Genomic DNA, 21,329 nt, shown 5'->3' with positions numbered 1-21,329 from the left:
CAAGGGATTTGCGTATTTTAACGTAACGATGCCATCCTCACTTCTACCGCTTGATTATATAGTAAGCCTTACCTGTGTCGGTGTACTGATTTATGCTGCGTATCAACAATATAAAAACTGGAAATGAAAATGCGAACCCATGTGGCTCGCATTTTATTCTTGAAGATTAAACTAAGTCAGAAATATAGATGGAAGAAAGGAATGCTTCCATTTGCGTTTCTGATTCTTTCATTTTCTGATAGATTGTGCAGTTTGGACCATGCTTTGGATCACAATCAAACATAGATTGGGAACCTTCAATGGCATGGATAACATCCAACATGGTAATCTTATCATGTGATGCATTGATACGGTATCCTCCATTAACTCCAGATACTGCTTCTAAAATTCCTTGTTTAACGAGGGTTGCAAGTATTTTGGAAAGATAAGAAGGAGCCACTTGAAGTTCACCTGCGATTTTAGATACACTCATTGCTTCCTCGTCACCATTCTTGTAAATAAGTTGTACAACATGAAGCGCATAATTCGTTGCTTTTGAATATTTCATAATAATCACCTGCTTTTTTCTTATTCTATCATATGTATTGAAATGAAACACACATTTAATATATATATATTAGATTAAGACTCGATTCAGTTCTTCCATGAGTTTATTCTTTGGTTTGAATCCGACTAGTGTTTCCACGAGTGTATCACCTTTCAAAACTAAAAGAGTTGGGATACTTTGAACATGATGATAATTTGATAGTAAGGGGTTTTCATCGACATTAACACGTTGGAAAGAAACATTCCCAAAATTACTATCCTCGGACAACTCCTCAACTACCGGTTTCATCATTCGGCAAGGGCCACACCAGGGTGCCCAAAATTGGAGAATGGTATACTCGGTATCTTCATTACATATTACATTATTCTTAATATCTTTGATCATCTTTACTACCTCCTAGATATTATAGACATTTGTTGTCTACGATTAGTTTATGACAAGCTCCTGTAGATTGCAAACTATGTGCATTTAGAACAATACAAAAGCGACATCGATGTCGCTTTTGTATCAAAAAAAATTAACTTGTTCGTTTAGTTTTTCTAACTGTTGCTCTGTTTGCCTTAAAGCTCTCTTTTAGAAATTCTAGAACTTTGTATTCATTAAGACCTGGATGGCAAACGAAGAGATCTACCGCTGCATAATGATGTTCGGGCCAAGTGTGTATCGCAAGGTGAGATTCTTGTAAGATGATAGCACCACTCACGCCATAAGGGTTAAATTGGTGAAACTCATCAGTGACTGCATGAAGATTAAATTCTGTTGTAACCTCGTACAGTAATCTTCTTACAACATCAACGCTCGTTAAGGTGTCGTAGTCACAATCTCTAAGCTCATACATGCCTTGATATCCGAGCTGAATAGAGTTCTTTGATTTCCTTGAATCTGCGGTATACATGCTCGTTTCGGAATCTTCGAGCGGAAATGTTTGAATAACGTATAAGTTACTTTTATTTCCAATAATAGATCCGCCGAGATAGCTATTGAAGTTTTCTAATATCTCAGTGTACATCCAACCATTTTGATTGATAAGTGTTTGAATTTGAAATTGCTCGGATTTTGTTTTGTGACTCATTGATAAATAAACTTTCCCATGATCATTGAGAATTTTGTTGGCAGTAGAAGTAAATGTTTCAACACCAGCAATTGTATAGGGTGGATCCATTAAAATGATGTCAGCTTTGATATTGATAAAAATTGATTCATCTCTAAAATCGATCATCTGTGTCATGATTTTTTTGTTGGAGAAGGATTCAACGTGATTTAGTATATCTGTATCGATATCAAGAACCGTAATATTAGGAATAACGCCCAGATTATTGATGGCTTTGAATAGAAGAATACTGACAAGATCGTCATCTCCAAGAAATACGATGGTTTTAGAAAATATTAGTGGATCTTCCATTAATTTAATAACTCTTTGAATTACAGTCTCACGCGTTGCATGTGCTTGATCTAATTCCATTTTTGGCGTAGGACGATTTTGATACCAGGGTTCGATGGTTTCCATTATCATATTAGTATAAGTGTTTCGATTAGAATCAGTGTCTAATATATATTGATATTGGTTCGTATCTAATGATTTTAGATTCAATTGTGATTCCACATACTCTATGCCTTTCAAACTCAAAACATAGAAGCTTTCCCTTATCAAATATCCGGAGGAAACAAGTTCCTTTTTCAGAGCAGTGACGAGTGGAACGGGCAGTTTAATCATTTGAGCCATAGTTTTAGTAGATATCGTTTTATTTATATAAAAGAGAATTAATGCATGGTGAACCTGTTCTAGAGATTCAATACCAGTCTCTTTTTGTATTGTTTTTAATTCTTTCATTATTATTAAACCTCATGATTAATTAGATTAATGCATTGTTGTAATGTAGTATCGTCAAGAATCCCAGATAAACTAAGAACAGTCAAGCCCTCAAGTAATACAAATATTTTATGTGCTTGTGATTCTGAGCATTGCTTTAGATTTTGAATGAGTGTGATATGCTTCTTGAAAATTGATTGAGCGAGTGTGGAGTCTTCGCGATGATGCATCATGTATTCATAGCCTGCTAAACGAAGCGTCTGATCAATATTATTAAGTTCGAAAATTTCTGTTTGTAGAAAATCATTAAAGGAAGCAAAATTTTCAGTGTTCAGATTTGTTATTTCATTCATCATCAATGCTTCGAACACTTCATCAACATTACTGAAGTAGCGATAGACACCACCGCGACTATAACCACTGGCATTCACAATGTCAGTCATGGATACAGAATTAAGACCTTGAGTAATAAATACCTGTTTTGATGATTCGATGATAGCTTTGATTGCATTATTTGCCTTCATATTATGTCCTCCAACTATAAAAACGACACCATTGTCGCTTTTAATATTAAATCAAAAAATTGTTTAATGCAAGGAATATAATAGAAATTGATTTACCTAAATCGAAACCTATTCGTAGCGTTAGTATGTAAATACATACACGAAAGATCAGAGTGAAAGGGCTAAAAGTTCGTGAAATATAGAATATAAGATACATAATTGATCTTCAAGTCGTGAAAATAGTCTATAGCAACACAATAATATAAAAAAACACAATCTAATTGATTGTGTTGTATTTATATATTGGCTGGGCCACCTGGGATCGAACCAGGGAATGTCACAGTCAAAGTGTGATGCCTTACCGCTTGGCTATGGCCCAATATACTGCGCTAACTTCCGTTTGCTTGTTTATTATAGCATAAGATAAATCCTTTTCAAGCCCCAATTCGTAAAAAATATCAATATTTCTAAATAGATAAGAAAAACAACTGGAAAAGTTACAAAAGGAAGAGATTGTATTTGTAGTGTATCTTTAATCAAATAATTCCTAAAAAAATGGTATTACCCTTTAAAGTAGTAGGTGACTAGTATATTATAGTATGTGGAAATGGAAATAGGAGGAGATATCTCAAATGGAATTATTTGAAGGACTCAAACACAAAATTAGTGGAAAAAACATAAAAGTTGTTTTTCCAGAAGGAAATGATGCACGTATTATTGGTGCAGCTGTAAGACTTGCAGCAGATGGTTTACTACACCCAATTTTATTAGGTAATAAGGAAGAGATTGAAGAAATGTCTCATAACTTAGGATTCTTAACTGATAAATTGGAAATCATTGATCCTGAAACCTACCAAGATAAGGAAGCAATGGTTGATGCACTTGTAGAACGTCGTAATGGAAAATTAGAAAAAGAAGATGCTTACAAATGGATTCAAAATGTAAACTACTTCGGAACAATGCTAACATATATGGGTTATGCTGATGCAATGGTCAGTGGTGCTGTTCACTCAACAGGAGACACTGTTCGTCCTGCATTACAAATTATTAAAACAAAACCTGGAGTAAGTAGAACAAGTGGTGCATTCATTATGCACAAACGTACTGAAACATATTTATTCTCTGACTGTGCAATCAATATTAATCCTTCAGCACAAGAACTCGCTGAAATTGCTGTTGAAAGTGCACGTACTGCAGAACTCTTCGGAATTGATCCAATTGTATCAATGATGAGTTTCTCAACTAAAGGATCTGCAAAGAGCCCAGAAGTTGATAAAGTTGTAGAAGCAACTAAGATTGCTCGTGAATTAGCTCCAGAATATCTAATTGATGGTGAATTACAATTTGATGCTTCTTTTGCTCCAACTGTTGCAGCTTTAAAAGCACCAGAATCAAAAGTTGCTGGACATGCTAAAGTATTTGTATTCCCAGAAATTCAATCTGGTAATATTGGTTACAAGATTGCTCAACGTCTTGGTGGATTTGAAGCTATTGGACCGATCCTTCAAGGATTGAACAAACCAATTTCAGATTTATCACGTGGTTGTGTTGAAGAAGATGTTTATAAGCTTGCAATTATTACTGCAGCTCAAACTTTAATTTAATTAAAAACTAAGATTCGGTCTCTCACCGAATCTTTTTTGTAAATAAAAATACGAAAATATGCACTTTTAAAGCCTTTATTTGTAAGTTATTAAAATAAATTAATAATTTGCACTTTTAGTGTTGACTATACTCTCAAGCATATGTTATATTATTAAGGCGTTAAGGAAACGCAGTAAAAAAACCTGGAGGTTTAGCTCAGTTGGGAGAGCATCTGCCTTACAAGCAGAGGGTCAGCGGTTCGAGCCCGTTAACCTCCACCATTGCCGACTTAGCTCAATTGGTAGAGCAACTGATTTGTAATCAGTAGGTTGGGGGTTCAAGTCCTCTAGTCGGCACCATTTATAAATTTACCATAACATTGTGGGGAGATAGCGAAGTGGCTAAACGCGGGTGACTGTAAATCATCTCCTTAGGGTTCGGCAGTTCGAATCTGCCTCTCCCCACCATTCTTGTCCCGTTAGCTCAGGTGGTAGAGCAACTGACTTTTAATCAGTGGGTCGTAGGTTCGAGTCCTACACGGGACACCATTGCGGGTGTAGTTTAATGGTAAAACTCCAGCCTTCCAAGCTGGCTACGGGAGTTCGATTCTCCTCACCCGCTCCATAAAAAATCGACAACTCACTCCGGTGAGTTTTTTTGTGTATTCATTTCATGATATAGTTAAACCATGGTAATTTAAATATAGAGTAAGTATGGAGATATTATGAAGAGAAAGACAGGACGCATTCAAGGTATATGTGGCATAGTAATTTTAGGGTCAATGCTTTCGAAGCTGATTTTTAACTTGGAGTTTAGCAAGTTAGATCTGATTCTAACAATATTTGGTTTGGTTTTTGCTGTTACAGGTTTTCTGATAATGAAGCAATATCTAGATGACAAATAATGAAGATTCTTTATTTATGTAGTCAAAACAAACGGAGAAGCTTAACTGCAGAGAAAGTTTTAAATGGCATTAATGGTCACCAAGTACGATCCGCAGGAACTGAAAGTAATGCTAGGGTAAAAGTTACTGAAGGATTATTAGGTTGGGCTGACGTTATCGTGACGATGGAAAAGAAGCATACAAGAAGAATTCTTGAAAAATATCAAGATACTGTGAATGAAAAGTCGGTTATTTGTCTTTATATTCCGGACGAATATTTGTATATGGACGAGGATTTAATTGATATACTCAACTCAAGTTTTGACGAAGTTGTAGAAATCGATGGTAAGTAAAACTTAGTTTAAAAATATATTATAAATAAAAATAAAAGGGAATTCGTATTCGAATTCCCTTTTTGGTGTGTGACTAGTATAAAACTATAGGTACTGCTCCGTGTTTTGATACGACTTGTCCACTGACCTTATGTGCGTTGTTAAGTGCTTCTTCAAGTAATGTATCTTGCCATTCTAGTAATTCTAATCCGCTTTTTGATAGCGAAGCAAGCAGGGTGGCAATGAAGCTGTCACCTGCTCCAGTGCTATCAATTTGTTCTACAGATATCGATGCGGTGTGAATTATATTACCGCGTGTAGTGAGCGTTACAGCACCCTTGGCACCCATCGTACAGATGATAAGTTGATTGTGCGTTTGAATTTGTCGTAATCCTTTCTCAACAGACGTGGAATTCGTTAACCAATACAATTCTTCTTCATTTACCTTAATAATATCAGAGAGTTCAAATATATTAAAAACTTGTTCTTTTGCCAGTGATAAATCATCCCATAAACCTGCACGTAAATTAACGTCGAAACTGATGATTCCATCTTTTTCCTTACATTTATTAATCGCGTGATAATGAGCCTGTCTTGTGGTTCCTTGCAAGACGAGTCCGAGAGAACAAAGGTGAAGAATATCCTTGATTTTAAAAGGGATACAATCGATGTCAGCGATATCAAGATCTAAATCTGCTGTGTTCGTTCTGTAGAAGCTAAAAGAACGTTCGCCTCTTACGTGAGATACAACAGCAAGGGTTGTATTTTTTGAGCTGAGAGGTAAAGGGAAATGAATTCCGTAACTTTTAAGTGTATCTGTCAGAAGAAGCCCAAACGTATCTTTACTTATTTTACCTATAAAGGCAGCGTTAGCACCACTAAGTTTCGCGTGTGCGGCAACATTCGCAGGGGCTCCACCTGGAAAAGGAATATACTTACCATTCTCTTGCATTAAATCAATTAACATTTCACCAATACTATAGATCATTATGATATCCTCAACTCTCTTATAAATAACATACTATCATAGAGAATAATTTGAAGGTAGTATAAAATATTTTGTGTAAACGTCTTGCGACGTGAAATAGAAAAAGGAAGTCATATCTTGTAGAATAAAGTTACTAGACAACATTCAAAAGGAGACTTCCCATGACTAATTTTAACACAGAACTTTATACTGCACTAGCCCAAGGAATATCATTGGATACTTTCATCAGAAGTGAGTTAGAAATTGCGATGAATCAATTACTCCAAACAGAGTTGACTGTATTTTTAGATTATGAACGATATGATCCAATTGGCTACAATAGTGGTAATTCTAGAAACGGAAACTATACTCGAACTGTTAAAACAAAGTATGGTGAAGTATGCCTTACCATACCACGTGACCGCAATGGTGATTTTAATCAACAAACCATTCCGCCTTACAAACGTCAGACTGATGATTTAGAAACTACCATTCTTCAACTCTATTCTAAAGGCATCACCACTTCTGAAATTGCCGATTTAATTGAAAAAATGTACGGACATGCTTACACGCCACAAACAGTTTCTTATATAACTCAAGCCATTGAAACTTCTGTTGATGAATTTCATAAACGATTACTTTCCAAGCGCTACCTTGCGGTTTATGGTGACTCAACTTATCTAAATGTACGACGGGATTCTGTTTCTAAAGAAGCACTACATATTCTTATCGGCATCACTCCAGAAGGATATAAAGAAGTTTTAGATTATCGAATCTATCCACAAGAATCAGCTGATAATTATCGTGAGATGCTTAAGGACATACAAATGTGTGGTTGTGAAGAAGTTTTGTTGTTTATCACTGATGGACTAACAGGTATTCGAGATGCCTGTTTAGAAGTGTATCCGAAAGCAATGCACCAAACGTGTTGGGTTCATTTACAGAGAAACGTTTCACGCTTGGTGCGAGCAAAAGATCGTAAAGAAATTTTAGAACAATTGAAACCTGTTTATCAGGCAACTGAAAAATCAGTAGCGATCGACTTGCTGGAAAACTTCAAAGCATCGGTTAAGAAACGATATCCGAAGGTTGTAGCTATGTTTGATAAAAACAAAAGTTTGTTTGAATTTTTAGATTTTCCAAGACAAATTCAGAGAAGTTTATATACAACAAACTTAATTGAAGGATTCAATAAGCATCTAAAGCGGTATACTCGTCGTAAAGAACAATTTCCTAATGAAGAGTCACTCGACCGTTTTGTATGCTCTCAAGTGATTGAATACAATCACAAAAGCATTCGTAGGATTCATAAAGGATTTGATATAGTACAGTCTGAAATTGAAACATTATTTGAAGAAAAATACCATTAATAATTTTCTTCTACAAGAAACGATGTTTACACAAACTTCTTGACGCTACCAATTTGAAAACATAGATATTCATTTATATTTCACTTTTATTAAGTAATAATGCATTAATATTGATTTAAGATGCGAAAATGGGTTTAGAGTATCTAAAAGGAGAATAGTATGAAACGATTTTGGAAATTATGTTTGTCATTATTGCTGACAGTCATGGTCATACCAGTAGCAAGTTCTACTGTATTTGCAGATGACTCAGCATATTCAAATGACTTAAAGAATTACTTAACAGCAGTGAATAGAGCGGATGATGTTTTAGTTCCACAAAGAGATCCAGAAACAGATCAAGATTTTGATGAAATTGCAGATACAGTTTCAGCACTGGAAATAGAAGATCAAAAAATTTATAAAACATATATTTTTGATTATAAAGGAATTGATCGTTTTGAAAATCTGACATTATTTGAAGTGTTAATATCTTTAAATACTGATGATGAAATTACGAATTTTAATGCTTTTTCTTCATCTACTCTCGATTATGGAATTGAGATTGTTCCGGGTATCTATGTCGAAGCAAAGAATGAATTTCAACTGCCAACATATGGAGACTTTGATGGTGGACTCGCTCCCTCAGATTTTGAGACATACAGAGTGAACCTTGAAACAAAATTAAGAGCATTATCTGTTCAGTACCAAGGGCCACGAATGGATGTTGAATTTACAGAGAGTGACCTCTATCTTCGTGATTATCGATGGATGGACGGTCTTAAACGTACTCTAAACTATGAGATTGAAGCTGAACAACCCGAACGGTTCCATGATGCTTCGGTAACAAATGTAACTGTTGGTGGTAAGGACTACTACCAAATGAAAATTACTCAAGACATGATACCTCAAGTTATTGTGTCGAACGAAGATTCTTATCGATTTGCTAAGGATGATGAAAAAACAGTTTCTGTAAATATTGAATATATTAATGATTACTTCCTTTATACCCTCGAAAGCCCTAGCTTTATGATTGAGGTTACTTTGAACGATGGTCGTGTATTTGTTGCAGACCAAGATTATGAAACAAATTTAGACCAGGAAGGTGATGCATACAAGTTCTTCACTGATGAAGGATCTGATGGTGATGAATCAATTAGAGGAAGCATTAAAGAAATTGTCTTAAATTTCGAAAAGAATGAAGATGTTACGATGCTACTAACGGAACACTCTGACTTAGTAAGAGCTTATAAGAATTCTCCAATTGATGATCTTTCAGATTACTATGAAGGAAATGGGTCATACTCACAATCGGAAGGTATTATGATTAACTCATATTACCGTTATATGAAAAATGGATATTGGGGAATTGAGCAAGACGAAAATGTAATCGTGCCAATCTATGTTCCCTATCTTTCACAAAAAGTAAACGTCACATTCGATTCACACGGCGGAACCTCAGTAGATCCTCAACGAGATATAGACTTAGGTTCATTTGCAACCAAACCTTCTAATCCAACGAAAGATGGATTCACATTTGAAGGTTGGTATACAGACGCTACATTCGCAACAGCGTGGAACTTTGATGTTGATACAGTGACTCAAGATATGACGCTTCATGCTAATTGGGAAGAAATTCCTGTAATTGAAAAATATGATGTGACATTTGATAGTCATGGTGGCTCAACCGTGGCACCACAACTTCAGCTTGAATCTGGAGTTAAAGTTCAAAAACCTGCTAATCCAACTAAAGATGGATTCACCTTTGAAGGTTGGTATACAGACGCTACATATGCAACAGCGTGGAACTTTGATGTTGATACAGTGACTCAAGATATAACGCTTCATGCTAAATGGGAAGAAATTCCTGTAATTGAAAAATATGATGTAACATTTGATAGTCATGGTGGCTCAACCGTGGCACCACAACTTCAGCTTGAATCTGGAGTTAAAGTTCAAAAACCTGCTAATCCAACTAAAGATGGATTTACATTTGAAGGTTGGTATACAGACGCTACATATGCAACAGCGTGGAACTTTGATGTTGATACAGTAACTCAAGATATAACGCTTCATGCAAAATGGGAAGAAAACCCAGTTGTAGTAGAAAAATATGATGTGACATTTGATAGTCATGGTGGCTCAACCGTTGCACCGCAACTTCAACTTGAGAATGGATCACATGTTATGAAACCTATTGAACCAACTAGAGTTGGGTATACATTTAATGGATGGTATACTTCTGATGCCTTAACGACAGTTTGGAACTTTGAGCTAGATACTGTGTCGAAAAATATGACACTTCACGCAAAATGGCTTGAAAACCCAGTTGTAGTAGAAAAATACGATGTAACATTTGATAGTCATGGTGGCTCAACCGTAGCGCCACAACTTCAACTTGAATCTGGAGTTAAAGTTCAAAAACCTGCTAATCCAACTAAAGATGGATTCACCTTTGAAGGTTGGTATACAGACGCTACATATGCAACAGCGTGGAACTTTGATGTGGATACAATAATGAAAGATATGGTACTTCACGCAAAATGGAAAGAGAATATTAAAGATGAAGAGCTTCCTGCTACAGGAATGAAAACTTCAATCATATTCCCTACAATGTTAGTGGCAGGTGGTTTGTCACTTGTTGTACTAAAATTTAAAAAAGACTAGTTCATGAATGAAACGAAGGACACTTTTTATAAGTGTCTTTTAATATAAACAACTAATAGTTGTGAAAATCGATAGATTTTTAACATAACAGTGTGTGCTACCGTACCTGTACGACATTTCAACGCGATTATATTTAGTTTTCCGCAAAATATCACTGAAATTAATAGATTAAAAGATATTATTTGGATAGTGGCGAACGTCACATAGGAGGCTATATATGAGTAAAGTTGTTTTAATTGGTGCAAACCATGCTGGAATTGCTGCAGCAAATACACTGTTAGATTCATATCCAGAAAATGAACTAACAATTCTAGATCGTAATACTAATTTAAGTTATTTAGGATGTGGTACTGCTTTATGGGTAGGACATCAAATTGATTCTTCTGATCAACTTTTCTATACAAATAAAGATGCCTTTATTGCTAAAGGTGCAGATGTAAAGATGGAAACCAATGTTACTGATGTTGATTTCAAAGGAAAAGTAGTTCACTATACTGACGTTCAAGGTAATAAATCAGAAATAGAGTATGACAAACTCATACTTGCAACAGGGTCAACACCTATTGCACCAAAACTTCCAGGAATTGATTTGGATGGCGTTCATTTTGTGAAGTTATTCCAAGACTCACAAAAAGTTGATGCACTCCTTGCACAAGAACATGTAAAAAATGTTGTTGTTGTAGGTGCTGGATATATTGGTGTCGAAATGGCTGAGGCAGCGAAACGTCGTGGTAAAAATGTTCGCATCGTGGAAGCAGAAGAAACATGCCTTGCAAACTATTATGATCCTTGGTTCTCAAATGACATGGACAAAGTTCTTTCAGATAACGGTATCGAATTAAGCTTTGGCGAAATGGTAAAAGAACTTAAAGGTAACGGATCAGTTTCTAAAGTAGTCACAAATAAAGGTGAGTACGATGCTGAACTTGTCATTTTAGCAATCGGATTCAGACCTAATAATGAACTTGGAAAAAATGATTTAACACTCTTCGATAATGGTGCATATCTTGTTGATTTACATCAAAAGACGAGTCTTGAAGACGTATATGCAGTTGGAGATTGCGCAACACTCTTCTCAAATGCTATTCAAAAAACTACTTATATCGCACTCGCTACAAATGCTGTAAGATCAGGTATTGTTGCAGGTCATAATGTAGGGGGAACTCCTTTAAAATCATTAGGCGTTCAAGGATCAAACGGTATTTCAATCTATGGTTACAATATGGTGTCAACAGGACTTAATCTTGCAACTGCTGCAAAGGCAGGAATTGATGTTGCCTATACAGAGTTCGAAGATTTACAAAAACCGGGCTTTATGAGTGATAACAATGATGTTAAGATTCGAATCATCTATGAACGTGGATCACGTAGAATCGTAGGTGCGCAAATTGCATCTTATTCAGATATTTCAATGGGTATCCATATGTTCTCGCTCGCAATCATGAAACAAGCAACAATCGAAGAGATTCAACTTCTTGATATCTTCTTCTTGCCTCATTTTAATCAACCATACAACTATATTACAATGGCTGCATTATCTGCTAAAGAATAAAAAATATTTGAGAAAATATAGTGCTGATAAGACTTTTCTTATCAGCATTTTTTAATGGTTTAAGTTTGAAAGAAAGTATAATACTAAACAGTAATTGTTTAAAATGATTGTGTCATTTATAATGTAGCTGGACAAGGATTTACTAAATTTGTGTAAAAAGGGAAACTCAAATTGTAAACAACATATAGAGATAAAGAGGTGATTTGAAAAAGAATATTCCTTTGTTGTGCTTGGGAGGGATATTGCATGTTTACTATATAATATAAAAAGACAATATATAAGAGAATACGTTCAAAAATACTTAATTCATATTTAATATAAAGGAGAAAAAATATGAAGAAATGTTTATCGAAATTATTGATACTTGCAATTCTTTCAAGTTTTGTAATTATGAATGGAAATGTCTATGCCCTAAGCACTCAAGATGAGAATAATAGATCTGTTACGACAGAAGTTGAAGAAACATCAAATAGTACAATTCACAGTAAAAAAATAAAACATACAGTTAATGAATCAATTAAAGTTCCAAAACCTATCAAGTCAGAGAAGGACAAGATGAGGCTTGTATTTCTTGTTGATCTATCAAATTCTTTTGACCAACGTTGGAAAACGGTAGTTCAGCCAGGATTCATAATCATGTTAAATAAATATAAAGATCATCCAAATCTTGAAATTTATGTTTGGGGATATTCAACATGGTATTCATCTCGTGATAACGCTGCTTTTTATAGCCCGAAATTTGGGAAAACACCGAACACAGATACTCCGGGTCGTAATGCTCTCAATACTTATGAACAACCATTGGATGATAGAATAAATTCCATGAGTAATGCCTTAGAAATTGTAAAACAAATGAAAACTATCGATGCAACGCCTACTGGCGCATCTCTAGTTCGTCTTGCAGATGAATTAGATAAAAACTTTAGTAGGGGAGAAATTAATGATGTAATTTTAGTGACTGATGGTTTTAATAATATGGATATATCTTCTAATAATTCATTGTTCTTTCAAAAATCTGAAAGTCCAGAATCGATGATAAAAGAAGCAAACGATGTGACTCTCACGGCGATTGACTACTTTAAAACGAAAGAGTTACCGCTAAAATTTGCATTAAATCTATCAAATGGAGAAAAAAATGAGTCAAGCAAATCTTTAAAGGCCTATGAACTTTTAAAAGAGACTGTTCCTAATGTGATAGGAAATGATAATTTCTATGAACAAGAAAATATCAATGATTTTCAAAAAATGATAGAAAGTTATGTTAGCGACAAAGCGGAGGAAAGTAATATATCTTCATTTGAATTTACTGATAAAATTTCCTCGGATTACTTGATTGATACTCAAAGTGTGTTAATAACCGATGAAGTTGGGAATGATATTACAGATAGATTTGATATTCTAGTTGATGACAAAGTGAAGATAACTGGAAAGATTGTCGAAGACACTCTCAAAGAAATTAATATAACGTATTCTGTCAGTAGATTAGTTCAGAATACACCGCCAACCATTAAGACACCAGAGAAAATTAAATGGCCTATTCACAAAAAATTTGATCCTATCAAAGATGTTGATGTTGAATTTAGTGATAGGGAATCAGAAGTAACTTCGAGCTTAGAAGTTGTGAGCAATAATGTTAATGTAAGTGTTCCGGGAATTTACGAGGTTGAATATAAAGTTAATGATGAAATAGAACAATTCAATAATAAAGTATTCTCTTCTGGAAGTTATCGATTTGATACTAACCAAACAAATCTAAAAGACTTCACTTATTCATTTGAAATTAACAATTTTATTGCGAAATCTACAACTCTTGTAGAAGTAGAAGAGGAACCTGTGAAACCAGTTGATCCTGTGAAACCAGTTGATCCTGTGAAACCTATAGAACCTGTGAAACCTATAGAACCTGTGAAACCAATAGAACCTGTGAAACCTATTGAACCCATAAAACCGGTAGGTCCTGTTGAGCCAAAAATATCTGAAGAATTACCAGAGACTGGAGACTCATCATTCTTTTATTATTTTGGATGGGCAATTTCTTTAGTAGGTGGGGTGTTTGTTGCTCTAAGTTTTAAGAAAGAACCTGAAAAATAATTTAGTAGAAGTACTAGTAGAATCTCATACTGGTACTTTTATTATGTCCAAGTTTGCGAAAATGTGAGGTAATAAGTTACAATTACCATATAGATTAAGTACGAAGCGAAGAATATAATCGCATAGAGTTACTTAATTATAATTAATGGAGGGATAGTATGAAAGTCAGATCAGTATTAACACAAATAAAAACTACACATAAAAGGAGAATAACAAATGAGTTATCAGAAATTGAGTGCGCTTTACTATGAAGTATCAAAACCAATAGGAACATCACTAGATGGTGATCTTGAGTTTTATGAAAAACATATTGCGAATGTTGATAATGTTTTAGAAGCGGGAGTTGGGACAGGGAGACTGCTAGTTCCATATCTTGAGAAAGGAATTAATATTGAAGGAATCGATAGTTCTTCAGATATGATTTTGAAGTGCAAGGATGCATGTCTTCTCAGAAATCTCGATTCAGTACTTATTGAGGGTAATGTTGAAACCTACAATTTCGATAAGAAGTATGAGGCAATCATTATTCCTACAGGGACATTTTGTTTGTTTGATAATATCGAAAATGTCTTGAAAAATTTTAGAAAACATTTGAGTGAAGATGGTTTCATTATGTTTGACATTATTTTTCCGAATCACTTTAAAGAAGGGTCTCATAATGTTTACCCACTCGATGTTTCAGAAAGCGAAAAAATAGTTTTAACGAGTTCACATCTTTCTGTTAATTGGGTGAATCAGTTTACTGAAGAATTACTGAAGTATGACCTGTGGCGAGATGGTTCTTTAGTTGAGAGTGAGTTGCAGACATTTAAGCTTTATTGGTACAGCCTAAGAGAGACGCTTCTCATGCTTGAAAGCGTAGGATTTGACAAGGTTGAGATATGGGGCGATTACAGCGACAGCTACGACCCTAATATAAACTACGGGGCTCTAACGCTAAAAGCGTATAAAAGCTAGGGATGGTGATGGAATGACGATTCACGAGCGAATTGAAGCTTATCTTCAAGGAGATAAAGTGAATTATGACTTAGAACTCGAAAAACATGTCAATAATTGGCATCATGATGAAAAGAAACCGCGTATTTTACTTCATTCGTGTTGTGCTCCTTGTAGTACCTACAGTTTAGAAAGACTTAGCCATGATGTAGATATCACAATATTCTTTTCAAACTCAAATATTTATCCGCGAAATGAATATTATCGTCGAGCACAAGTCCAAAAAGAATTTATCGATCAGTTTAATCTTAAGAATAATACAGATGTGAAGTATCTTGAAGCAGAGTATAAACCTAATGAATTTGTGAAGATGGTTCGTGAGAATAATTTAGAACAAGAACGAGAAGGTGGAAAACGATGTACGGCTTGTTTCGATATGCGACTTGAAGAGGTTGCGAAAGCAGCAATTGAATATGGATTCGATTATTTTGGTACAGCACTGACCTTATCTCCGCATAAAAATTCCCAAGTTGTGAATGCAGTTGGGTACGAGGTTCAAAAAATATACAATGTATCTTTCCTACCTTCTGATTTTAAGAAAAGGGGTGGATTTTATCGATCCGTTGAGATGTGCGATGAATACGATATTTATCGCCAATGCTATTGTGGATGTGTCTTTGCAGCCCGTGATCAAGGTATAGATCTTGTTGAAGTAAATCGCCAAGCTAAAGAAGCGTTGTGTAAGAAATAGAAAAAATCCTGACGTTGTAATTTTCTACAAGGTCAGGATTTTTTTATGATTCAGTGTATGTATTTACGTAATCAAGGTAAAGCATATCGATTGCGAATAGTTGTGAGTAAACAGCATATGAGGCGAAGTTAGGAAGTACAGGACCGCCTCCACTATAGAGCATGTGGTCTGCTCGCTGGCTCATTTTGGAATTCTTATAGTTTGTAATGGCAACAGTTTGCAATCCTCTTTCCAATGCGGCATCCATGACGTAAGTAACATCAATCGAGTTACCACCATTTGAGATACCTATGAATAGACATTTTGTTGAACTGTTAGAAACTGAGATAATCCCCGTATCTCTATCTGGGATAACAATGACACTCTTACCTAAGATGTTCCATTTTTTAAAGATGCTATCTGCGATTTCACGTGAAAAACCGATACCATAAACATAGATTGTTTCACTATCATGGATAAGTTTGTTAACAACTTTCATTTTCTCTTCATCTAAAACAGCAAGTGTATTTTCCAGTGATTGTTCAATGTCTTGGAAGAACTTTCCATAGATGCTAGTTTCAGCAACAATTTTATTATTTTGGATTCTTTCACGCTCTAAAGATTGTGATAGATAGATTTTGAAATTCTTAAAGTTTTTAATATTTAACTTTTTGCAAAGTCTTGTTACTGCTGAAGGACTTGTATCGTTACTCAGAGCAAGTTCTTGTATCGTCATATCGAGTACATCGCGTGGATGTTCCAAAATAAAATTAACGAGTACTGCTTCTGTTGCTGTCAGTTCAGTAATTGGATTCTCAAGTACTTCAAATAAGCCATATTCGATATCCATCTCTATACCACCTTTTTATATTTTTCATTATAGCAAACTTTATGTAACTATTTGATAATCATTTCTTAAACGTTGTATCTGTCGGGAGGCCCTTAAATTTATATTCTTTGGGTCCATAGGTTTCTACATAGTCTAAATAGAGCACATCAATTAGAAAAATTTGTGCATAAATAGAGTACGAAACAAATTTAGGAAGCTTGGTTCCTTTACCATTATAGAGCGTATAATCTGCTTTCTGACTCATCTCAGAAGCTTTGTAATTGGTAATCGCAACAGTAGGAAGACCATTTCTTATTGCGCCATCCATAACTCGGGTAACATCGTTAGAGTTTCCACTGTTAGAAAGACCGATAAAGATACCTTTCTTTTTACTATTAGAAACGGCAATGACTCCGGTATCACGATCTGGAATAACAACAAAACTTTTTCCTACCACATTCCATTTCTTAAAAATATCATCCGCAACTTCTTTAGAAAATCCGTTGCCATAAACGTAAACGACTTCACTTTCATGAATTAATTTATTGACTGCTGAAATGTTGTCTTGATCAACAATATCTAAGGTTTCTTCAAGTGAGTTTTGAATGTCTTGGTAGAACTGTCCATAAGGACTCGATTCAATCAGACTTCTTTTATCACGAATACGTTGGCGTTCAAGAGATTGCGAAAGGTAAATTTTAAAGCTGCGGTAATCCGCAATATCAAGTTTCTTACAAAGACGGGTCACAGCAGAAGGACTCGTGTTATTATGGGTTGCAAGCTCTTGTATTGTCATTGATAAGACGTATTGAGGATTCATGAGAACATAATCTGCAAGTTCACGCTCTGTCGGAGTGAGTGCTGCCTCAGGATTTTTAAGGACCTCAAATAAACCATATTTAATATCCATTTACATCCCCCTTTCATTTAAAGACAATCTGGTACTATTATAGCTTTTTTAAATGAAAAAATCACATAAAGAAAGCCCTTACTAAAAATAATTATACACGTAATAAAAAATATTGCAATTTATTTCTAACTATCATGTTATTACAAAAATTTATTTTTAAAAATATAATGAAATTTACGATGCGTACGCATTAAACCTATCTGTTAAAGATTTTTAAGTATTTGCAAAGAACTATAATTCTTAACGATTAAACTATAATTTGTACATTATGTAAGCGCTTTGTCATTCGGTACAATATTCTCGTTGAGGAGGTAACATATGAAACGATTGTTACAATGTCTCATGACAATGGGACTTTTGATTACAAGTTTAGTATTACCGGTTGCTGCAGATACGCATGGGGAGCGTATTACAGTGGAGAAAAACGATGACATTCCTGACATTGAGGAACGTCCGTATTCATCACATTTCTTTCCTAAGGATTTTTTAGCATGGGAATTTAGTGAAGATGCTGATGCAATACATAATGTATCTAAGGTGCCTTTAGCGAAACGTGTTCAAGGAGACCCTGTTAATGAAAATCAAAGTAAGGAAGCCAAAGTAGTGTCGCTTCCTATTGCAAACAAAAACACCAGCGGCACACCCTCTCAAGGATCAACAGAAAAAGCTGTTTATAACTTTACAAATTGGCAGTATGTTGATGTACTTGTTGGGTGGGCAGGATCAGCAGGTGAAGGAATTATTGTTCCACCGAGTGGTGATCTCGTTGATGTTGGGCACCGTAATGGTGTTCCAGTTATGGGAACTGTGTTCTTTCCACCAACCGCTTATGGCGGGCAAGCCAAATGGATTGATGAGTTTTTAGTTAAGGATGAGCAAGGGAATTTTCCAATGGCTGATAAATTAATCGAAATGGCACAACAGTATGGATTTGATGGTTGGTTTATCAATCAAGAAACAAGTACAGGAAATGCAAAACATGGATCATTATTTTTAGAGTTTCTTGCTTACTACAACAATCATAAATCTGATGATTTAGAATTGGTATGGTATGATTCAATGCTAGAAAATGGTTCGGTATCATGGCAAAATCAATTAAACTCAAATAATGAAAAGTTCTTCCAAAATGGTTCTCAAAGAACCTCGGACTATATGTTCTTAAATTTCTGGTTTAACCAAGCTATGACTGAAAGATCACGTAGTAAAGCAATCGAACTAGGTCGCAGTCCTTATGATGTTCTTGCAGGATTCGATGTTCAAGCAAGAGGTATTAATAGCTCAGATAAACTTTCAAATGCTGTCGGAAATGATGGTAAAGCTTTAACGTCAGTTGGACTGTATGCGCCCGATTGGACTTTACGTGATGGCGGACAATATAATGTCGATGCTTATTGGAAGAATGAAAGTGATTTCTGGATTAATAAGCAGGCAGATCCAAGAGATGTCAGTCAGGGAAGAAACACATGGCAAGGTCTTTCTCGATACTTTGTTGAGAAGACACCTGTCACATCACTACCATTCCATACTTCCTTTAATGTTGGAAATGGTGATAATTATTCAATGAATGGTAAGGTTGTGAAGGAAGGGACCTTCAATAACCGTTCTGTTCAAGATATAATGCCAACATACCGTTGGATTATTGACCAAACTGATAATGAATTAAAAGCTTTTGTTGACTACAAAAACGTATACAATGGGGGATCATCAATCGGGCTCAACGGTAAACTTGTGGCAGGTTCAACTACACTAATGGATTTATTTGCTAGCGATGTTTCAATCCAATCCCAAACGCAAGCAAACTTAAAGGTTCAAGGGATAGCAGACGTTAAACTCAAATTAACATTCGCTGATGACCAAGTTGTCTTGGTAGATGCAGATAAAGTAACAGAAGAAACATGGACCAATCATCACTTTGATCTGTCAGCTTATTCTGGTAAGTCTGTCAAGAAAATAGGTGTCTCCCTTACAGCGAAAGAAAGTGCTGATAATGGTCAACTAAATATTGGTTATTTAGGACTCGATAATAAAGAAACTCAAACAGTTTCAAGTATCTTAGAAAGCGAAATTGTTGGGAAAAAAGTCACAGATAATGTCAGTGCAAATCTAAGATTAAAATGGAAACACGATCATAAAAACATTCGCCACTACGATATTTACCGTATTGAAGGCGATGAAAAACACTATGAAGGAAGTACTTCCAATACAGCATACTACATTGAAAATCAACGTCGTAATGCGGAAGGTATCTTAAATTATGAGATTGTTCCTGTTGATAATATGTACCAACCACATTTTGATAAAGCAGCAAAATTCAGCTTTAAGTTTGATGCAATTGAATTACCAAGTGGTGACTTTAGAACTAGTTCAAGTTTCATCAAAGTGGGTGATGAAGTAACTCTAAACTCTCTTGCATCACAATCAACAGAATCGGTATCATGGCTTGTTGAAGGTGCTGATGAAGACCGACTTACTGGAACAGAAGTAAAGACCCGTTTTGATAAACCAGGTGTTTATAGTGTTACGATGTCACTTGAAAATGAAGCTGGAAAAGTAAATGTTCGTAAAGATAACTATATCTATGTTTACGATGAGAATTACGAGAAAGTTCCTCATAACTTAGGAGCTTTGACAAAAGATTACAAAGTATCAAACGCATGTGCTGCAAATGAAGGCGCAGCTCAAGCATTTGATGGAAAAATGAATACCAAATGGTGTGATAATAAAACTGATAAACCGTGGATGGAATTAACATTTGATAAAACAGTGACACTGACAAGTTTTGAACTTCATCATGCACAAGCAGGTGGAGAGAATAAAGAATGGAATACCCGTGATTACGAAATTCTCACAAGTATGGATGGAGAAAATTGGGAAAGCATTGTTATGCGTACTTGGAATACAGATGCAGTGACTTATGATGCCATTCCTACCACTGAAGCAAATTATCTAAAATTAATACTTCATAAAGCAGAGAGTACCGGAAATGTTGCTCGAATCTATGAATTCATTATTAATGGTATCGATGAAACAGATGTAGAAACATTACCCAATCAATATGAAATAAGTGCTTTACGTTCTTTATGGTATGGAACGGATGTAGATCGAACACTTTATACTGAAACATCGTATAAACTATTAGAATCTCTTCGTACCCAAGTAAGAGAACTGCTCGACGCAAATGGCTCTGGTGCGGACCTCGACTCCTTAAAAACATTATTAAACAAACTACAGGATGCATATGATAATCTAGAAAAAATTGTCATCGTAGACCCAGTAGACCCAGTAGACCCAGTAGACCCGGTAGATCCAGTAGACCCGGTAGACCCGGTAGATCCAGTAGACCCAGTCGATCCAGTAGATCCAGTCGACCCAATCGATCCAATCGATCCGGTCGAACCAATAAACCCGACTGAACCTGTCGAACCTGTAACACCCGTACAACCTGAGGAAACAAGTTCTGAGAAGGAAGAAACAAAACTTCCAGAAACTGGCGTGTCTTCACGATTAGGAATTTATGCAGTTTCTGGGGCATTGGTTGTTTTAGGAACACTTATCATCGTTTCTGAAAGAAGAAATATCAAACAATAATATGAACTTCTAGCACTTTTAGAGAGATCTAAAGGTGCTTTTTCTTTGTGGTGA

The 21,329-nt window shown here is 35.4% G+C and carries 17 protein-coding genes and 6 tRNA genes; 15 read left to right on the top strand and 8 right to left on the bottom strand.

The window, feature by feature from the left end; all coding sequences use genetic code 11:
- Positions 1-166: 166 nt before the first annotated feature.
- From H9L01_RS01320 to H9L01_RS01300, 5 genes are all read right to left on the bottom strand, one after another.
- On the bottom strand, positions 167-547 hold the full coding sequence (locus H9L01_RS01320) for an RrF2 family transcriptional regulator (protein WP_187534154.1): 381 nt from the start codon (positions 545-547) through the stop codon (positions 167-169).
- Between the two features lie 69 nt (positions 548-616).
- Positions 617-931 (bottom strand): thioredoxin family protein, encoded by a 315-nt coding sequence (locus H9L01_RS01315; protein ID WP_187534153.1) that lies wholly within the window; start codon positions 929-931, stop codon positions 617-619.
- 133 nt (positions 932-1,064) lie between these two features.
- On the bottom strand, positions 1,065-2,378 hold the full coding sequence (speD, locus tag H9L01_RS01310) for an adenosylmethionine decarboxylase (protein WP_187534152.1): 1,314 nt from the start codon (positions 2,376-2,378) through the stop codon (positions 1,065-1,067).
- Positions 2,379-2,383: 5 nt separating this feature from the next.
- The gene (locus H9L01_RS01305) at positions 2,384-2,881 is read right to left on the bottom strand and encodes a TetR/AcrR family transcriptional regulator (RefSeq protein ID WP_187534151.1); all 498 of its coding nucleotides are present in this window, start codon (positions 2,879-2,881) and stop codon (positions 2,384-2,386) included.
- Positions 2,882-3,164: 283 nt separating this feature from the next.
- Positions 3,165-3,239, bottom strand: a tRNA-Gln gene (locus H9L01_RS01300).
- Positions 3,240-3,492: 253 nt separating this feature from the next.
- On the opposite strand from H9L01_RS01300, the gene pta reads away from it, so the two are divergent.
- The 8 genes from pta (at position 3,493) to H9L01_RS01260 (ending at position 5,680) form a co-directional block, all read left to right on the top strand.
- Positions 3,493-4,464: a phosphate acetyltransferase gene (pta, locus tag H9L01_RS01295; protein ID WP_187534150.1), complete on the top strand. Its 972-nt coding sequence runs from the start codon at positions 3,493-3,495 to the stop codon at positions 4,462-4,464.
- A 185-nt stretch (positions 4,465-4,649) separates the two neighbouring features.
- Positions 4,650-4,725, top strand: a tRNA-Val gene (locus tag H9L01_RS01290).
- Positions 4,726-4,727: 2 nt separating this feature from the next.
- Positions 4,728-4,803 (top strand) — tRNA-Thr (locus tag H9L01_RS01285).
- 24 nt (positions 4,804-4,827) lie between these two features.
- Positions 4,828-4,911, top strand: a tRNA-Tyr gene (locus tag H9L01_RS01280).
- Between the two features lie 5 nt (positions 4,912-4,916).
- Positions 4,917-4,992 (top strand) — tRNA-Lys (locus tag H9L01_RS01275).
- A 2-nt stretch (positions 4,993-4,994) separates the two neighbouring features.
- Positions 4,995-5,068 (top strand) — tRNA-Gly (locus H9L01_RS01270).
- A 100-nt stretch (positions 5,069-5,168) separates the two neighbouring features.
- Complete coding sequence (locus H9L01_RS01265; protein ID WP_187534149.1) at positions 5,169-5,348, top strand: hypothetical protein; 180 nt, start codon at positions 5,169-5,171, stop codon at positions 5,346-5,348.
- Positions 5,348-5,680: a low molecular weight protein tyrosine phosphatase family protein gene (locus H9L01_RS01260; RefSeq protein ID WP_187534148.1), complete on the top strand. Its 333-nt coding sequence runs from the start codon at positions 5,348-5,350 to the stop codon at positions 5,678-5,680. The genes H9L01_RS01265 and H9L01_RS01260 overlap by 1 nt, the downstream gene beginning before the upstream one ends.
- Positions 5,681-5,753: 73 nt before the next feature.
- Here the strand turns inward: H9L01_RS01260 and H9L01_RS01255 are convergent, their stop codons facing one another.
- Positions 5,754-6,647 (bottom strand): carbohydrate kinase family protein, encoded by an 894-nt coding sequence (locus tag H9L01_RS01255; protein ID WP_187534147.1) that lies wholly within the window; start codon positions 6,645-6,647, stop codon positions 5,754-5,756.
- Positions 6,648-6,808: 161 nt separating this feature from the next.
- Here H9L01_RS01255 and H9L01_RS01250 point away from each other — a divergent pair, with 161 nt between their 5' ends.
- The 6 genes from H9L01_RS01250 to H9L01_RS01225 all read left to right on the top strand — a co-directional run bounded on the left by H9L01_RS01250 (position 6,809) and on the right by H9L01_RS01225 (position 15,969).
- Entirely contained in the window at positions 6,809-7,996 is a 1,188-nt protein-coding gene (locus tag H9L01_RS01250; RefSeq protein ID WP_187534146.1) for an IS256 family transposase, read from the top strand.
- 159 nt (positions 7,997-8,155) lie between these two features.
- Positions 8,156-10,639 carry an InlB B-repeat-containing protein gene (locus H9L01_RS01245; RefSeq protein ID WP_187534145.1) on the top strand — a complete coding sequence of 828 codons (2,484 nt, stop codon included), beginning with the start codon at positions 8,156-8,158 and terminating at the stop codon, positions 10,637-10,639.
- 217 nt (positions 10,640-10,856) lie between these two features.
- On the top strand, positions 10,857-12,191 hold the full coding sequence (gene nox / locus H9L01_RS01240; protein ID WP_187534144.1) for a H2O-forming NADH oxidase: 1,335 nt from the start codon (positions 10,857-10,859) through the stop codon (positions 12,189-12,191).
- A gap of 333 nt (positions 12,192-12,524) precedes the next feature.
- Positions 12,525-14,282: a hypothetical protein gene (locus H9L01_RS10650; protein ID WP_223151035.1), complete on the top strand. Its 1,758-nt coding sequence runs from the start codon at positions 12,525-12,527 to the stop codon at positions 14,280-14,282.
- Between the two features lie 216 nt (positions 14,283-14,498).
- Positions 14,499-15,239: a class I SAM-dependent DNA methyltransferase gene (locus tag H9L01_RS01230; RefSeq protein ID WP_187534143.1), complete on the top strand. Its 741-nt coding sequence runs from the start codon at positions 14,499-14,501 to the stop codon at positions 15,237-15,239.
- A 13-nt stretch (positions 15,240-15,252) separates the two neighbouring features.
- Entirely contained in the window at positions 15,253-15,969 is a 717-nt protein-coding gene (locus H9L01_RS01225) for an epoxyqueuosine reductase QueH (RefSeq protein WP_187534142.1), read from the top strand.
- A 43-nt stretch (positions 15,970-16,012) separates the two neighbouring features.
- On the opposite strand, the gene H9L01_RS01220 is transcribed toward H9L01_RS01225, so the two are convergent.
- Positions 16,013-16,798, bottom strand: coding sequence for a MurR/RpiR family transcriptional regulator (locus tag H9L01_RS01220; protein ID WP_187534141.1), 786 nt, complete (start codon positions 16,796-16,798; stop codon positions 16,013-16,015).
- Between the two features lie 58 nt (positions 16,799-16,856).
- Positions 16,857-17,687, bottom strand: coding sequence for a MurR/RpiR family transcriptional regulator (locus H9L01_RS01215; protein WP_187534140.1), 831 nt, complete (start codon positions 17,685-17,687; stop codon positions 16,857-16,859).
- A gap of 318 nt (positions 17,688-18,005) precedes the next feature.
- On the opposite strand from H9L01_RS01215, the gene H9L01_RS01210 reads away from it, so the two are divergent.
- A complete protein-coding gene (locus H9L01_RS01210; protein WP_187534139.1) occupies positions 18,006-21,275 on the top strand; it encodes an endo-beta-N-acetylglucosaminidase in 3,270 nt (1,089 codons plus the stop codon).
- The last annotated feature ends 54 nt before the right edge of the window (positions 21,276-21,329 follow it).

Origin of the sequence: Erysipelothrix inopinata (assembly GCF_014396165.1) — a bacterium.
GTDB lineage: Bacteria > Bacillota_I > Bacilli_A > Erysipelotrichales > Erysipelotrichaceae > Erysipelothrix > Erysipelothrix inopinata.
The sequence above is the reverse complement of the archived record's forward strand: the minus strand, read 5'-3'. Positions and strand labels throughout refer to the sequence as shown.

What these genes read in the sequence shown, in the direction of transcription:
- H9L01_RS01255 (WP_187534147.1), bottom strand. Translation starts at nt 6,647, where the DNA reads ATGATCTATAGTATTGGTGAAATGTTAATTGATTTAATGCAAGAGAAT.
- speD (WP_187534152.1), bottom strand. Translation starts at nt 2,378, where the DNA reads ATGAAAGAATTAAAAACAATACAAAAAGAGACTGGTATTGAATCTCTA.
- H9L01_RS01265 (WP_187534149.1), top strand. Translation starts at nt 5,169, where the DNA reads ATGAAGAGAAAGACAGGACGCATTCAAGGTATATGTGGCATAGTAATT.
- H9L01_RS01250 (WP_187534146.1), top strand. Translation starts at nt 6,809, where the DNA reads ATGACTAATTTTAACACAGAACTTTATACTGCACTAGCCCAAGGAATA.
- pta (WP_187534150.1), top strand. Translation starts at nt 3,493, where the DNA reads ATGGAATTATTTGAAGGACTCAAACACAAAATTAGTGGAAAAAACATA.
- H9L01_RS10650 (WP_223151035.1), top strand. Translation starts at nt 12,525, where the DNA reads ATGAAGAAATGTTTATCGAAATTATTGATACTTGCAATTCTTTCAAGT.
- H9L01_RS01260 (WP_187534148.1), top strand. Translation starts at nt 5,348, where the DNA reads ATGAAGATTCTTTATTTATGTAGTCAAAACAAACGGAGAAGCTTAACT.
- H9L01_RS01210 (WP_187534139.1), top strand. Translation starts at nt 18,006, where the DNA reads ATGAAACGATTGTTACAATGTCTCATGACAATGGGACTTTTGATTACA.
- H9L01_RS01305 (WP_187534151.1), bottom strand. Translation starts at nt 2,881, where the DNA reads ATGAAGGCAAATAATGCAATCAAAGCTATCATCGAATCATCAAAACAG.
- H9L01_RS01315 (WP_187534153.1), bottom strand. Translation starts at nt 931, where the DNA reads ATGATCAAAGATATTAAGAATAATGTAATATGTAATGAAGATACCGAG.
- H9L01_RS01225 (WP_187534142.1), top strand. Translation starts at nt 15,253, where the DNA reads ATGACGATTCACGAGCGAATTGAAGCTTATCTTCAAGGAGATAAAGTG.
- H9L01_RS01245 (WP_187534145.1), top strand. Translation starts at nt 8,156, where the DNA reads ATGAAACGATTTTGGAAATTATGTTTGTCATTATTGCTGACAGTCATG.
- H9L01_RS01230 (WP_187534143.1), top strand. Translation starts at nt 14,499, where the DNA reads ATGAGTTATCAGAAATTGAGTGCGCTTTACTATGAAGTATCAAAACCA.
- H9L01_RS01215 (WP_187534140.1), bottom strand. Translation starts at nt 17,687, where the DNA reads ATGGATATTAAATATGGTTTATTTGAGGTCCTTAAAAATCCTGAGGCA.
- H9L01_RS01220 (WP_187534141.1), bottom strand. Translation starts at nt 16,798, where the DNA reads ATGGATATCGAATATGGCTTATTTGAAGTACTTGAGAATCCAATTACT.
- H9L01_RS01320 (WP_187534154.1), bottom strand. Translation starts at nt 547, where the DNA reads ATGAAATATTCAAAAGCAACGAATTATGCGCTTCATGTTGTACAACTT.
- nox (WP_187534144.1), top strand. Translation starts at nt 10,857, where the DNA reads ATGAGTAAAGTTGTTTTAATTGGTGCAAACCATGCTGGAATTGCTGCA.